Source organism: Streptomyces griseoaurantiacus, from assembly GCF_036189845.1.
In the GTDB taxonomy this organism is placed as follows: Bacteria; Actinomycetota; Actinomycetes; order Streptomycetales; family Streptomycetaceae; genus Streptomyces; species Streptomyces griseoaurantiacus.
The window spans coordinates 3,578,062-3,592,660 of record NZ_CP108326.1 but is presented as its reverse complement, the minus strand read 5'-3'; the positions used below and the strand labels follow the sequence as shown (position 1 = coordinate 3,592,660).

General features: G+C 72.9%; 11 protein-coding genes and 2 tRNA genes. 2 read left to right on the top strand and 11 right to left on the bottom strand.

Features of this window, described 5'->3' with window-relative positions:
- Positions 1-33: 33 nt before the first annotated feature.
- Positions 34-5,007, bottom strand: coding sequence for a PAS domain-containing protein (locus OHB09_RS16035; protein WP_328922148.1), 4,974 nt, complete (start codon positions 5,005-5,007; stop codon positions 34-36).
- 309 nt (positions 5,008-5,316) lie between these two features.
- A complete protein-coding gene (locus tag OHB09_RS16030; protein ID WP_328922147.1) occupies positions 5,317-5,814 on the bottom strand; it encodes an SSI family serine proteinase inhibitor in 498 nt (165 codons plus the stop codon).
- A gap of 170 nt (positions 5,815-5,984) precedes the next feature.
- Here OHB09_RS16030 and OHB09_RS16025 point away from each other — a divergent pair.
- Both OHB09_RS16025 and OHB09_RS16020 read left to right on the top strand, forming a co-directional pair.
- Positions 5,985-6,075 (top strand) — tRNA-Ser (locus OHB09_RS16025).
- A 207-nt stretch (positions 6,076-6,282) separates the two neighbouring features.
- A tRNA-Arg gene (locus OHB09_RS16020) sits at positions 6,283-6,355 on the top strand.
- Between the two features lie 81 nt (positions 6,356-6,436).
- On the opposite strand, the gene OHB09_RS16015 is transcribed toward OHB09_RS16020, so the two are convergent.
- From OHB09_RS16015 to OHB09_RS15975, 9 genes are all read right to left on the bottom strand, one after another.
- Positions 6,437-7,708, bottom strand: a complete 1,272-nt coding sequence (locus OHB09_RS16015) for a tyrosine-type recombinase/integrase (protein ID WP_328922146.1) — start codon at positions 7,706-7,708, stop codon at positions 6,437-6,439.
- Positions 7,708-7,905: a helix-turn-helix domain-containing protein gene (locus tag OHB09_RS16010; protein WP_328922145.1), complete on the bottom strand. Its 198-nt coding sequence runs from the start codon at positions 7,903-7,905 to the stop codon at positions 7,708-7,710. Before OHB09_RS16010 ends, OHB09_RS16015 begins: the two co-directional genes overlap by 1 nt.
- Positions 7,906-8,073: 168 nt before the next feature.
- The gene (locus tag OHB09_RS16005; RefSeq protein WP_328922144.1) at positions 8,074-9,222 is read right to left on the bottom strand and encodes a DUF3631 domain-containing protein; all 1,149 of its coding nucleotides are present in this window, start codon (positions 9,220-9,222) and stop codon (positions 8,074-8,076) included.
- The gene (locus OHB09_RS16000) at positions 9,219-9,641 is read right to left on the bottom strand and encodes a hypothetical protein (RefSeq protein WP_328922143.1); all 423 of its coding nucleotides are present in this window, start codon (positions 9,639-9,641) and stop codon (positions 9,219-9,221) included. The genes OHB09_RS16005 and OHB09_RS16000 overlap by 4 nt, the downstream gene beginning before the upstream one ends.
- Positions 9,638-10,534 carry a bifunctional DNA primase/polymerase gene (locus OHB09_RS15995; protein WP_328922142.1) on the bottom strand — a complete coding sequence of 299 codons (897 nt, stop codon included), beginning with the start codon at positions 10,532-10,534 and terminating at the stop codon, positions 9,638-9,640. Before OHB09_RS15995 ends, OHB09_RS16000 begins: the two co-directional genes overlap by 4 nt.
- Positions 10,531-11,259, bottom strand: coding sequence for a DNA cytosine methyltransferase (locus tag OHB09_RS15990; RefSeq protein WP_328922141.1), 729 nt, complete (start codon positions 11,257-11,259; stop codon positions 10,531-10,533). The genes OHB09_RS15995 and OHB09_RS15990 overlap by 4 nt, the downstream gene beginning before the upstream one ends.
- Before the next feature lie 88 nt (positions 11,260-11,347).
- Entirely contained in the window at positions 11,348-11,815 is a 468-nt protein-coding gene (locus OHB09_RS15985; RefSeq protein ID WP_328922140.1) for a hypothetical protein, read from the bottom strand.
- A gap of 207 nt (positions 11,816-12,022) precedes the next feature.
- Positions 12,023-14,137: an FtsK/SpoIIIE domain-containing protein gene (locus OHB09_RS15980; protein WP_328922139.1), complete on the bottom strand. Its 2,115-nt coding sequence runs from the start codon at positions 14,135-14,137 to the stop codon at positions 12,023-12,025.
- 104 nt (positions 14,138-14,241) lie between these two features.
- Positions 14,242-14,559: a hypothetical protein gene (locus OHB09_RS15975; protein WP_328922138.1), complete on the bottom strand. Its 318-nt coding sequence runs from the start codon at positions 14,557-14,559 to the stop codon at positions 14,242-14,244.
- Positions 14,560-14,599 lie beyond the last annotated feature (40 nt).

The following is a 14,599-nucleotide window of genomic DNA, read 5'->3' as shown; positions in this document are numbered from 1 at the left end:
GACCACTCTCGTGAACGCCCCTGTGCCCTCGTGTCAGTTCGTGCCGATGCGCGCCAGCAGGTCCACGATCCGGTCCTGCACCTCGGGACTGGTCGACCGCTCCGCGAGGAACAGCACCGTCTCCCCCGACACCAGCCGGGGCAGCTCGGCCTGGTCGACGGCGGCGGTGTAGATGACCAGGGGCGTGCGGTTGAGCAGGTTGTTGGCACGCAGCCAGTCGACGACGCCCGCCTGACGGCGACGCACCTGCATCAGGTCCATCACCACCAGGTTCGGCCGCATCTGCGAGGCCAATGCCACGGCGTCCGCGTCGGAGGCGGCCCGTGCGACCTGCATCCCGCGCCGCTCCAGTGTCGCCGTAAGGGCGAGCGCGATCTCCGCGTGCTCCTCGACCAGCAGGACGCGCGGCGGATGCTGCTCGGAGTCCCGGGGCGCCAGCGCCTTCAGCAGGACGGCCGGATCGGCGCCGTACGCCGCCTCGCGCGAGGCCTGCCCGAGTCCCGCCGTCACCATCACGGGCACCTCGGCGGCGACGGCGGCCTGGCGCAGAGCCTGCAAGGCCGTGCGGGTGATCGGGCCGGTGAGCGGATCGACGAAGAGGGCCGCGGGGAAGGCGGCGATCTGCGCGTCGACCTCCTCACGGGAGTTGACGATGACGGGCCGGTAGCCGCGGTCGCTGAGCGCCTGCTGGGTGAGGACATCGGGCGCGGGCCAGACGAGCAGCCGGCGCGGGTTGTCCAGCGGCTCGGGAGGCAACTCGTCGTCGAGCGGCTGCGGATGCGGCGGGTCGGCGACCTCCACGGCGCCGCCCGGACCGTCGAGCGGCTCGGGGCCCTCGTCGGCGTTCTTGTCCGGGGCTCCTATGGCGTACGAGCGTCCGGCACCCTCGGTGGCCCCGGCCGGGCGGGGCTGCGGCCCACCGGTCGACGGGTGCGGCCGCCCGCCGGTCTCCGGCCGCTCGGCGGCGGGCTCGGGCGGCGTACCGAGCTTGCGGCGACGGCCCGCACCGCCGGGCTGGTGAGGCGGAGGCGTGTGCGCCTGCGGAACGGCTTGCGGGACGGCTTGGGCTGCCGCAGGCGGTGCCGGCTGCACAGGCTGGGCCGCCTGGGCCGCCTGTGCTGCTTGGACCGCTTGTGGCGACTGCGGAGCGGCCGGTGAGGGGGCGGCCCCCGGAGGTACGGCGCCGGTGGCCTGGCGCGCGAACGGCACGCCCTGGCCGAGCGTCCGCACACTGATCGCCCGGCCCTGCGTCGAGTTCGGGTCGACGGGCGCGGTGGGCGCGGCGGCCTCGGCGGGCAGTGGCTGCGCGAGCCTCGGCGCGACGGGCCGCTCCGGAGGAAGCGGGGTGCCGGGGGGCGGAGTGGGCGTGGCCTGCGCGGCGGACGGCATGCCCGGGGCCGCGGCCGGCGACTGCGCCGGGGCGGGGACGGCCTGCGGGGGGACGGGAGTGCCGGGAGCGGCGGCGGGGAGGGCGCCCGGCGCGGGCGCGGAACCTTGCGGAACGGCGCCGGGGGTCACCGGAGCGGGCTGCCCGGGCTGAGCCGGCTGCGCGGCCTGATGACCGGGTGTTCCCGGTGCCGGAACCGGCTGCTGCGCGGCGGCACCGGTGGGCGCCGCCGGAACGGGCTGGGCGCCGCCGACGGGGGGCACCTGGCCGGGAAGCGGAGCCGCCGCGGGAGCCCCCGGCGTCGGACCACCCTGGCTCATGACCGGGACGGGCACGGGCTGGAACTGGCCCGGCAACGGAGCCGGCACGCCCTGCGCGGGCACGGCGGCGGGTGCACCAGGCACACCGGGTGTACCAGGAGTACTCGGCGCACCGGGCACACCGGACGCACCGGGGACGGACGGTTGCCCGGGGAACGCATGACCGGCGGCGTTCACCTGACCAGGTACGGACTGACCGGGTACGGGCTGACCAGGTACGGACTGACCGGGTACGAGCGGGCCACCGGGTACGGGGTGGCCGGCCTGGCCGGGGGTGGCCTGAGCCGGTGGGACGTGCCCCGCGACGGCCTGCCCCGGCGCCGCCTGTGCGGCGGCCTGCCCCGGCGTGACGCCGTGAACCCCGGGCGTCCCGGGAGTTCCCTGGACACCGGGTGCCTGAGCACCCTGCACCTGACCACCCGGGACGGCGAGCGGCTGCCCGGGAGCGCCCTGCCCCGGCACGCCGGGGGGCTGCTGCACGCCCTGCACACCTTGCACGCCGACGGCCGGGGCCGCGGCCGGTGCGTGGGCAGCGGCGGGTCCGGGCGCGCCGGGCACCGGCACTGCCTGCCCCGGAGCGCCGGGAACCGTGGGCCCCAGCCCCTGTGCGCCCGTCACCCCCGGCGCACTCGCCGAACTCGTCGGGCGGGCCTGTCCCGGCACCTGTCCGGCCGGGGCCCCGGGTGTGCCCGCCGCCCGCCGGCGCCCCGTGGGCGCCTGCACCGGATGCGGCTGCGGCGGGGTGTGGTCCCCGTCCTGATCGTGGGTGACGGCGTCATGGCGGCCGTCGTCCGCGCCCAGGGGCGTCGGAGGGGCCGCCGCGGCGTACTCCGGGCCGCGGTCGGCCTCGGCGGGCGGCAGCGCGAAGACGGGCCGGGGACCCTGCTCCGCGGGGGCGGCGGCCCGCTCGGCCGCACTCGCGAGGGCGCGCCGGCGACGACCGGTCGGGCGACCGGAGTCGTCCGTGGACTCCGTGGCTCCCGCGGGCGCCGGGGGGAGGGCGGGGGCGAGCGCCTGCGGCTCGGAGTCCCGGCGGGCCCGTCGGCCCGTGGGGGCGGGCACGCCCTGCGGCGGCACGGTCGCGCCGAGGCCGGTGGCCGCGGTGCCCGCCGCGTGCTCGGCCGCGGTGACGACGGCTCCCTCGGAGACGCCGGGGCCTCCTGCCGCCCCTTCGCCCGGCACGTCCACCGCGGAACCGGACCGCCCGCGCCGGCGCCCGGTGCCGCCGGACCCGTCCTCGGCAGAGGCGTCCGGCGCGGCGCCCTGCGCGGGCACCGGAGCCGCCCCGGCGGCCTCCGCGGCCCGGCGGCGGCGTCGTCCGGTCGGCGCGGGCAGCTCGGCCTCCGGGGCCGGAGCGGCGCCTCCTCCGTCCAGGAAGGCGTCGGTGGAGGCCCGCCGGGCCCGCCGCCGTCCACCGCCCTGCGGCGACCGCGCACTCTCGCCGTCGCCGTCGGCACCCGACTCCACCGGGGCCGTGCCCGCAGCGCCCGCCGCGGCCGCGGTGCCCGCCGCGCCCACGAGCGCCACCTCGGCGCCCACCGCGGCCCCGCCGGTCACCGGCGTGCTGTCCGCACCGGCAGTACCAGCCACGCCAGTCGTGTCGGCGGTGCCGCTCGCGGCCGCCGCGGGCACGGCGCCCGCCCCGGCGCCGAGCGGCACCTCCAGGACGTACGCGCTGCCGCTCATCCCCGGCACCTCGTGCGTCTGCAGCACGCCGCCGTGGGCGCGGACGATGCCCCGCACGATCGGCTGGTGCACCGGATCGCCGCCGGGGTACGGGCCGCGCACCTCGATGCGGACCACCTCGCCGCGCTGGGCGGCGGCCACGACGACCGTGTTGTCCATGTAACCGCCGGCCGAGACCGGCGAGTTTCCGGTGGCGTCGACCCCGGCCACGTCCGCGACGAGATGCGCGAGGGCCTGGGCGAGCCGGTGCGCGTCGACCTCCGCCTCGATCGGCGGCGCGTGCACCGCGAACTGCACGCGTCCGGGGCCGATCAGCTCGACGGCACCGTCAACCCCCGCCGCGACGACCGCGTCGAGCATCGCGGCCGTACGGGCCAGGCCGTCCTCCCCGGCGTCCAGACGCTGGAAGCCGAGGACGTTGTCGAGCAGGGTGGTGATGCGGGAGTAGCCGGCCGCGAGGTAGTGCAGGACCTGGTTGGCCTCGGGCCACAGCTGCCCGGCGTCGTCCGCGGCGAGCGCGGACAGTTCGGCGCGGAGCTGGTCCAGGGGGCCGCGCAGGGACTGGCCGAGGACGGCGAAGAGCTGGTCGTAGCGGGCGGTCAGGGCCTCGTAGCGGTCCTTCTCCCGCTCACCCAGCGCCGCGTAGCGCTCGTCACCCGCCGCGAGTTCCTCCGCGTGCCGCTCCCGCAGCGCCTCGAGTTGGGCGGCGTGCTCCTCGCGCACCCGCTCCAGCTCCGCCGCGTGCTCCTCGGCGAGCTGCCGCAGCTCCTGCTGGTGCTGCTCCTCCGACCTGTCCTTCTCGGCGCTGAGCGTGTCGAACGGGCGCCGGTCGGTGAAGGTCATCACCGCGCCGACGAGCTGGTCGCCGTCGCGCACCGGGGCGGTCGTCAGGTCGACGGGCACCTTGGCCCCGGCCTTCGACCACAGCACCTGGCCGCGCACCCGGTGCTTGCGCCCGGAGCGCAGCGTGTCGGCCAGCGGGGACTCCGCGTAGGGGAACGGCGACTCGTCCTCGCGGGAGTGGAGCACCAGGGTGTGCAGCTCCTTGCCGCCCAGTTCGTTCGCCCGGTAGCCGAGGATCTGTGCGGCGGCCGGGTTGACGAGGACGATCCGGCCGTCGGTGTCCGTACCGACGACACCCTCGGAGGCGGCCCGCAGGATCATCTCGGTCTGCCGCTGCGAGCGCGCGAGTTCCGCCTCGGTGTCCACGGTGCCGGACAGATCGCGTACGACGAGCATCAGCAGTTCGTCGCCGGTGTACCCGTATCCGTCGTAGGCCTGACGGGCGTCCTCGAGGTTGGCGCTCGTGACCTCGACGGGGAACTCGGAGCCGTCGGTGCGCCGGGCCGTCATCCGCGTCGGCTTGGTGCGGGCGCGCGGGTCGATGTGGTCGGGGCGGCGCATGGAGCCGGGGATGAGCCGGGAGTCGAACTCCGGCAGCAGGTCGAGCAGCCCCCGGCCGACCAGGGCGGTGCCCGGCGTCTCGAAGGCCTCCAGGGCGATGGTGTTCGCGTTGACGACCGTCCCGTTGGCGTTGACCAGCACCAGGGCGTCGGGCAGTGCGTCCAGTATGGCTGCGAGGCGAGCAGCGCCTCGGGATGGCCTGCTGCTCACGAGTCGCGTCCTCCCTGTCACCGCACCTTGCCGACCGCGGGGGCCATCTTGCCAACCGCCCCGCAGCGTGTCACGCGAGGGAGTCTAAGCGCAGAGGCCCTTCCGTCGGCGCGGGATGAGGCGGAGGTCGCACGTGGGTGGGGCCAGTGCCGGCCGGGCGCACGGTGTGCCCTCGCGCGCCGGGCGCAGGACCCTCACGACTCCTCCGCACCTCCCACCTCCCCCGCCGCATGCCGAAGAACCCGGCGCACGCCGGAGCGCACTCCGCACTCCGCGCCCTCTCCCTTCTCTTACGCCTCCTCCGTACGGCTACTGACGGAGACGGGCGTCCTGAGCGGGCAGCAGGGGCACGAGCGCGTCCCAGCGCGCGATCTCGCACCCGTCGGCGCGGTCGTACGAGGCGTCGACGGGCCGCCCGGCCCAGGTCCCGGTGACGCGGGCGGTGGCGGGCCCGCCGTACCGCATGGTGCACAGCGCGTCGGGCGGCACGGGCGCGAAGGGGTCACGCCCCCAGGTGGTCCGGCGGTCCAGCACTGCGCAGGCCCCGCCGGGGTCGGGATGACTGCCGCCTCCGGGGTGGCAGCGCAGCAGATACGTCCCGTCGGCGCGACCCGCCTGCCGGACGGTCACGGTGAGCCGGTCCCCGCCGACGCGGTCATGGGCGTCCGCGGGCACCGCCCCGGCGGCGAGACCGCTCAGGGCGACGGCGCCGGCCAGCAGCGAGCGCCCCCAGGGGAAACGGGAGGAGGGAGAGGAGCGGGAGAGGCGCGAGGGACGGAGGGGACGACACGGGGAGACATGAGTCATGCCCTGCCCAACGCGCCAGGGCGCGCGCGGTTGCGCGGGCGCCCCCCACCGGCCAAAGGACTTTGCTCTGCCGCCCACACGCCTAGTACCGTGGGTGCCGATTGGTGACACCGCGCTCGACTGTGTCATCATCTGCACGCACCACTCGCGCTCGCGCGGGCGGCTGTGCGGGAGGCGTCGCCTAGTCCGGTCTATGGCGCCGCACTGCTAATGCGGTTTGGGTCTTAAAGCCCATCGAGGGTTCAAATCCCTCCGCCTCCGCTCCCACCACACCGAAGCCCCGGTCCCCAGGACCGGGGCTTCGGTCGTTCAGACCCCCGCGGAACGCCCCCAGAACGACGTTTCCCCAGCTCAGGCCGGGTGTGCCAAACGGATTTCGCGTCCCGCCGCCAGTCATGTAATGTTGTTCCCGCAACGCCGACCGGGCCGAAAAGCCCGGAAGGAAGAGCACCACAACAGAACACACAAGCACTCGTAGCTTAACGGATAGAGCATCTGACTACGGATCAGAAGGTTGCAGGTTCGAATCCTGCCGAGTGCACACAGGACGAAGGCCCCTCCGGTTTATCCGGAGGGGCCTTTGACATCAGCGGGTGACATCAACGTCCCCGCGCGGCGCCGTTCATGCGGCCGTCTCGTCGTCCGTGTCGCCTTGGTCGTCGTCCAGCCCCAAGGCGTCGTCCATCCGGTCGGCTGCGGCCCGCAGCGTGGTCCCCATCACGTGCGCGTAGGTGTCCAGCGTCATCGTGATCGTGCTGTGTCCCAGCGTCTCCATGATGGTGCGCGCGTCGACCCCTTGAGCCAGCAGCAGCGACGCGCACGTGTGGCGCAGGTCGTGAACTCGCACCCGCCGCACCTTGGCGTCCCGGCACAGAATCGTCAGCATCCTGTTCAGCCCGCGCGGGTCGATCACCCTGCCTGTGGAGGTCGTGAAGACAAGGCCCGCCGGCTGTCCTTCCGTCGGCTTCCACTTCGGTCCGGCGATCTTGCGTTCCCGGTCCTGCGCCGCGCGGTGCTCCGTGAGCGCTTGCACGCACCGGCGGGGCAGGGAGACGGTACGGACGGACCGCATTGTCTTCGGTGTCCCGAAGATCAGTTCTCGCCGGATGCGCTGCACGTTGCGCCGCACTCGGAGGGTCCCGGCGCTCAGGTCCAGATCCGACCATGTGAGTCCAAGCACCTCACCACGGCGCAGGCCCGTGGAGACCAGCAGCAGCCACAGGGCGTAGAGGCGGTGGGGCCGGGCTGTCTTGAGCAGGGCTTTCGTCTCGCCCACGTCCAACGGGCGAACCTCCTTGGGGTCCACGGTGGGGGTCTCCACGATCCGGGCCACGTTCCGCGCGATCAGTTCCTCTCGGATGGCTTGTTGCAGTGCGGACCGCAGTACGGCGTGTACGTACTGGACGGTGCGCGCGGACGGGCGCCGCTCGCAGCAGCGACCGACCGCGCAGCACGTGCGCTTGTCCTCCGGACGTTCGTCGTCCGCCCCGCGCAGGCAGCAGAGGCACGCCGACTTGAACTCGGAGAGGAACCGACGCACGTCCGTCGGCGACAGGCGGTTCAGCCGCTTCTTGCCCAGCGCCGGCCGGATGTAGAGACGGGTCAGACCCTCGTAACTGTTCAGCGTCGCAGGCTTGAGCCGTTCCGGCGCGATCGCGGCGAGCCAGTAGGTCAGGTAGTCCCCGAACGCCATGGTGGACGATGCGGCCGGGATGCCCTGCCGGGTCATTTCCTGCATCTCCGTGAGCTTGTCGGCGACTTCCTCACGGGTCCTGCCGTAGACGAACCTCCGGGTCCGGGTGCCGTCGGGGCGGTAGACGTACGCGGCGGCCTGGTACCGGCCGTCTTTCCGTCTGGTGATCGTTCCCTCACCGTTGGCGCGGCGCTTGGCCATCAGGCGGCCTCCTCCATCCGGTCCTGCATGTACTGGCGAACGGCGTCGACCGGGACGCGGCGAGCCCGGCCGGCGGTGAAGCTGTCGAGCTGCTTGCTGCGGATGAGGTCGTAGACCTTGCTGCGGCTCAGGCGCAGCGCGGCCATGACTTCGGGGACCTTGAGTGCTTCGTGGCTCGGGGGCATGACGGTGCTCATGCGGTGATTCCTCCGGGCTGTCCGTCGGGGGGTACCTCTGAGGGGCGCTACTTCCGCTACCGCCGCTACCGCGCAGGTCAGGGGCCTGTTTGTGGTAGCGGGAAGGGGTAGCGGTAGCGGATGGGTAGCGGCAACCGGGACCGGTTGCCGCTACCCCGTTTTCGCTGGTCAGGCGGCGGTTTCGGTGTCCGGTAGCGGAAGTAGCGGACTTTCCGGGGGAGGGGGGCAGTAGCGCTGCCACGCGTCGTGCAGATCGGTGGCGTAGTAGCCCTTCAACACGCTCCCGGCGGTCTTGATGTTGCGGGAGGCGATCGGCTCGTTGTCGGCCGTCATGTACTCCCCGAGCATCCGCGACAGGCGCCGGTTGTCGAGCGGCTTGCCGTTGAGGTCGGCCCACGGGGCGTCATCGAGGGCGTTGAGCCGGTCGATGATGGCGATGGTGGGCAGGCGGTCGATACCGACCATCACGTGGTCGCGCAGGTCGGTCAGCAGCCGGACCCCGAGACTGCCTTTGTCGTTGGCCTTGGACGCGGTCACCAGGGTCACGCATGCCGCGCGTGCCCGTTCGGGCCAGTGGCCGCCGATGGCGTCGGCGACGGCGAGCAGGGGTTCCCACACGTCCGCCGGCCGGTCGCTCACCCCGTCGGGCATGTCCGGCCACGCCCCCATGACGCGATCCCGTGCGTGCTCGGCCCAGGTGGTGAGCCGGTCCCGCAGGGCGTGTCCCTCGGCTTCGTGGATGCGGGCCCGGAAGGGTTCCACCTTTTCGTTCCTTGCGCGGCGGCGCATGCGGATGATGACGGACCGGCTCAGGATCGTGTCCGGCAGCGAGCCGAGACCGGCGACCGCGACCGCGCAGTACGAGGGGAACGCTTGAACGGTCTGCTGTCCGCCGTCACCGATGCACCGGTAGGTCACCCCGGTCCGGCGGTGGCCGGCGTTGAGGAACCCGCGTAGCTCCTCGTTGTCCCCTGCCTTGGGACCGAAGACGGTGTCGATCTCGTCGAACAGGATGGTGGGCTTGCCGGTGCCGGCGGACACGGACCGGAACAGGGCGGCGGCGGACGCGTTGACGGCCGTCATGGGCTGCGGCACCAGCGTCTCGACGATCTCCAACGCCCTGGTCTTGCCCGACCCCGGTTCGGGGGACAGGAAGGCGATGCGCGGGGTGGAGTCGAAGCAGTCGAGCAGGTGGGCGTGAGCGTCCCACAGGGCGACCGCGACGAACGCGGCCTCTGTGGGGAAGACGTTGAACCGTCGGTGGAAGGCTTCCACCTCGTCCAGCAGCGCGGCCCCGTCGATGGCGGTGGGGGTCATGCGGCGTTCCTCCGTTCCAGCATGGCGGGAGCTCCCGTGCACACGTGCTTGTGTGCGGCGTACTCGGTGACCAGTGCGGCCACGCCGTCCGGTCCGCGGGCGGTGCGGGTCTGTCCGCATGTGCAGGCGTAGGCGGCGGTGGGGATGCCGCCGTGCCGGGTGGACCAGCGGGCCCCGTCCCAGTGATGGCGGTAGACGGGCGGGGCGTAGATGCGGATTCCGGGCCGCTCCGGTGTCGGGTCGGCGCTGGGGTGCGCTCCGTCGGCCGGGAACCGGTTCGAGCGAAGAGCAGTGACGACGCCCTGACGGGCGGCGCCTTTCGGCTCGCCCATGGCCGGCCGGGCGCTGCTCGGTTCGGCGACGCGCGGTCCGGGCGGGGTGTCGGTGAAGCTCTTAGGGGGAGAGAGGGGCTTGGTCATGCCGCCCGCCTGCGGGTGGGGTTGTGGGCGATGGACCAGTCCAGGCCGCGACGGATCACGTCGTCGTAGTAGCGCTGCGACTGTGTGGCGTTGCCCGCCGCCGCCTCCCTAAGAGCCTGCTCAACCTGTACGCGGGTGAGGTCGCCGGACGCGATCAGCCGTCCCAGGGCGCGGGCGGCCCGCAGCAGCGTCGCGTTGCGGGTCCCGTCGGCGGCGGTGGCCACGTTCAAGGTCTCCTTGGCGAGCGCTACATCCGCATATCGGCGGGATCGCCCCCCGGAGGGCCCCGTGGGTGCCTGTACGGGCTTGCGGGCCGGTTGCAGGATGCTCAGCAGCCATCCGGGCAGAGCGGCGGCCACAGGGGCGCTCAGCGCTTCGTACCGTCCGGCAGGGGTGGTGCTGCCCGCTGCGACGACGTACCCGCCGTGCGCGCGGGTGTCGACCAACGCAGCAATACTTCCTGCTGTGTTGGACAGCCGGATCCCGGGCGGGGCGGTGAAGTACAGGTGCGTTCCGCCGCTCGCGGTCCGGGTCCGGTAGGTGTCGGGGACGGGGCGGCCGGCGCGCTCGCAGAGCGCTGCGAAGGTCGCCGCGCCGCTAGGCGCGTCCGAACTGCCTTTGTCCTTGGGCACGTCCAGGTCGACCACGATCAGGCCGGACGGGCCGGTAGCGATGCCGACGTTGAATGGCGCACTCGACCATGCGGCCCGGATGCGGTCCGGGTCGGTGGTGGCGCGCTGCTCCCACTTGCGGTGTCCGGCTGCGCACGGTCCGGTGCGGGCGCAGGTCTTCTCGCCGTGCAGGGCGGGCCGCTTGGTGCCGGGCCGCAGCGGGAAGACGCGCCAGCCGTGCTCGGCGGCATTCAGGGCTGCGTTCAGCAGGTGCGCGCTCATGCGGCCACTCCCAGCGTGGTCGTGGCGAGGAACGCGGCGCCGATGTGCTCGGTGTAGGCGGGCGGGATGGCCTCGGTGAGTTCCTCGCGCACGTCGGTCCAGTTGATGCCCATCGCCGCTTGCAGCTCCGGGATGCTGGGCTTGCCGCCGCCGTTGCCGTAGGCGGCCACGTACGGGCCGTCGAAGTACTGGCCGTGCCGGTAGCCGCGCACCCGACCCCGGTGCGGGCGGTGTGCCGGCTGCTCGATGGTCCAGCCGCCGGCCTCGAAGTTGCGGTGCCGGATCACCCCGAGGCCGAACATCTCCCCGCACAGGGTCAGATCCTTGCGGATCTCGGCGCGGCCGTTGGGCTGCTCGATCACGTACGGCAGGCCGGTGGCGTCCAGCAGCTCACGCGTCGGCTGCACGAGGTCGACGTGCGCGCGTCCCCAGCCCTGCGAGGCGTTCGTGCCCACGGTCAGCGCACAGCCGTGCTGGCACGGCGGGGAGGCGTGCACGAACGCGTACCGGCGGATCTCCCCCGACGCGATCAGGTGGGCGAGGTGGACGAGCGCATCGCCCTGGTGGCGGGGGAAGGGGTAGTTTGGTCGGTCGGCGATGTCGCAGCCGTCGACCGCGAAACCGGCGCGGGCGTAGCCCACACCGGCGCCGCCGGCGCAGCAGAACAGATCCAACAGGCGCGGCCGTGGGCCGGGCACTCGCCGGATGGTGGTGGGTTGGGTCATGCTGGAGACCTCCACAGGTCAAGTGGTTGGCAGGTGGACAAGGGCGGCCCCGGTTCTTTGGCGGAATGGGGGGCCGCCCTTGGCGTAGCTAGCCGTGGAAGCGGTTGCGCTTGAACACCGCCCGGCGGATGTTCACCGTCGTGCCGCCCTTGTGACCCCTGGTTCCGAGGATCTGAACGGCGATCCATCCGCCGAAGATGACGGCGGCGAGGATGATGAGCTGGCCAATGAACGCGGTGAGCGCGGCGATGAACGAGGTGAGCAGCAGCAGCCCGCCGCACACCGCGAGGAACCCGACTCCTCCGAGGGCGACGTTCACCGCCGCACGGGAGACGGCCGGCTTGACGACGTCCGGGGTGGGCTGCGGGTGGTCGATGGCGTAGCCGGTGACGATCCGACCGTCGGGCAGAACGATGCTTGCCACCGCCGGAATGTGGCCCGGCTGGACGGGCACGACCGGCGCCGACTGGACGACGACGGGCGACGGTATCGGGGTGGGCTGGTAGGCGGTCACGGCCCGCTCTGCAGGCCAGTGGTGGGCAGGCTCGGGGTACATGCGGAATCCATTCCGGCCGATGGCCAGGGAGGCAGCGGCACCCCCTTGCGGGGGCACTGTTGCGGGGTGTTTGAGGGGTGTGACCTGCGTGCCTCCCTGACTCCCTGAACGATCATTCGCGCAGGTCAGGGCCAGGGAGGCGGGTCAGGGAGGCGTTCAGGGAGTTCTCCCTGTCTCCCTGACCCGTCCGGGGTCGGCTCCCTGTCGTCAGTCGGTGGAAGCGGAACCGTCGGTGTCGCGGTTGGCGAGGGCGCGGGCGACGCGGTCGCGGGCAACACACATGACGCCGTCGGACTTGTACGGTTCGGCGCCGGCGTCGTCCAGGACGCGCTTGAGGTCGATGAACGACCAACCGCCATAGGCGCCCGGATTCCGTGCCGCGAGTCGCGCCAGCACATCCTTCGTGCGGACGCGGACCGCGTCACCGACGACGGCCGCGACGTCGGCCAGCGGATCGTGGTCGGCGTCCCGCTCGATGGCGTGCAAGGTGGTGACGCCGTCGCGCAGGGCCTTGGCCCGGTCGGTGATGGCGGTGGCGTTGTCGTCGTCGATGTAGTGCGTGCGCACGGTGATGGACGACTGGCCGGCCGGGATGGTGATGCCGTCGGAGGCGACGACCAGGGTTCCCCGGTCCAGGCCGGGCCGGAGCAGGTTGGGGGCGGCGCCGCCGTCGACGGCCTTGTCCCCGAGTGCCATGCGGGCTTGTGACTCGGTGCCGAGGGCGAGGGACGCGCGGGTGTGGGCGCCTTCGCGTACGAGCTTGGGCAGGTTCTCGTTGGTGGGGTCCTGGGTGCCCTGCCACATCAGCACGTTCACGGCCCGGCCTTGGTTGTGAATCTTCCGCACGGCCATGAAGTACCGGCTGTTGGCCTTAGAGCCGCCGTAGGGCCGCTTGTCGGCGTCCTTGGCCGGGCACATGAATGCCACCTGTGCCTCGTCGACCAGGACGATGAGCGGCGGGAACGTCGTGCCGGGCGGGGCCTGGATGCGGCGGTTCATCTCGTCCACCGCGCCTTCGACCATCTCGGTCACCTGGATGACGTGCTCGTCCGTCGGCCCCTGGATGAGGGTGGTGGCCAGTCCGTCGAACATGGCCCAGTCGCCCACGCCCTTGAGGTCACCCATGAGGAACTGCACCGACCTGTCCAGCGACAGCCACAGGGCGAGCGAGCGCAGGGCCACGGTCTTGCCCTGGTTGGACAGGCCGGTGATGAGCAGGTGGCGCTGATACAGGGACAGTGCGGCGGCGTCGCCGCGCAGGTCCTGCCCCCACGGGGCGCGACCTTTGGCGTAGTCGGCGGTCAGAGCCTCGTCGGTGACCAGCGGGGACGGGCCGATCGGCTCATCCAGGGCGCCGGAGTCGGCGACCCACAACCGCACCGTGCGGGCCGCTTGCGGGATGGTGATGAACACCTCGTGCTCGTGCCGGGTCAGGTTCTCGGCAAGCTTCCTGCGCTTGCCCTGAACCTCGTTGGTCGACACCCCCGAGGGCAGGGTCACGTCGACTTCCACGCCGCATCCGGCGATCGTGATCGGTCCGAGCATGGAGGCGCCGGCGTCGCCCATCTCCTTGATGGCCCGCGCGAGGGCGGGGACTCCGAGGTCGCGCAGGGCCTTGACCACGATGGACGGCGTGATCGGCTCCCCCTCGCCCGACCGGACGTTCGCGGGAAGTGCCCACTGGGGTGCGGCGTGCTGCTTGCGGCCGACCGACCACAGCGCGAGCAGCGCGAGGAACGGACCGATGGTGACGGCCGGGCCCCACACCACCTGAACGATGCGGATCAGTAAGGCGATGAAGTCGATGGTCGCGGCGAGCGGGGTGATGACGTCCTCGGCCTGGCCGGAGTTGATGGCCATGACGATGCCGAGGGCGACCAGCACACCGACGCTCATGCCGGCGCCGACGGCTACGCCCTTGGCGGCGTCCACGGGGGAGTGGAGCAGGTCCATGCGGCGGTGGTGGCGGGCGGCGCGGAAGCGCTGCAACCGCTCCTCCCACTCCTCCGCCGCTTCCAGGTTCCCCGCGGCTTCCGCTGCCCGGATCATCCGCTCATACCGGGAGCCGGTGCGGCCGTCCCAGGCGCGGCGGGCCACGATCCGCCCACCGTTGAACGTGTACAGGCCGTGCCGCACCACCGAACGGCCGGCCGACCGGGTGCGCTCATGCGTGACGGCGGTGCGTACGGCACGGCCGGAGCGCACCCACAGCGGCACCGGCCGTGCGGGCGGCGCGTCCGGCACCACGGTCAGCGTGGTCACGGTGGCCGTGTCGGCGGGCGGGTCGGTGTGCTTGTGGAGGTGAACGACGTTCTCAGACATGCTGGGAGTGCTCCTGACTGCCCCCTCGGGGGCGGGAGTGAGGGAGTGAGCCGGGGTGGCCGGGTCCGTGGAAAGAGCGGCCACCCCGGTGGTGGAATGGCTGGTCAGAACCAGCCGGACGACTTCCGCTTGGCCTTGTCGCGGGCGGCCTCGGTGATGAGCCGTTGCCGCTCGCCGTGCAGCGCGTTCAGCTCGGCGGTCAGCCGCATCTCGGCGGCCGATCCGGTGGACTCGATCCGCTCTTCGGCGCGGCCGGTGCTGCGGCCGCGTACGACGCGGTAGGCGCCGCCGGTGACGGCGCGGGCCATGGCGCGGCGCTCGCGGCCGTTCAGCGGCCACAACTCACCCCGCCGCACGGCCTCCAGCTTCTTTGTGGTCGCCCGGATCTCGCGGTCCAGGCGGCGCAGGTCGGCGTTGCTCACGTGGTTTCCCCTCGGATCGGTTGTGAGTGGGAATGTGCAG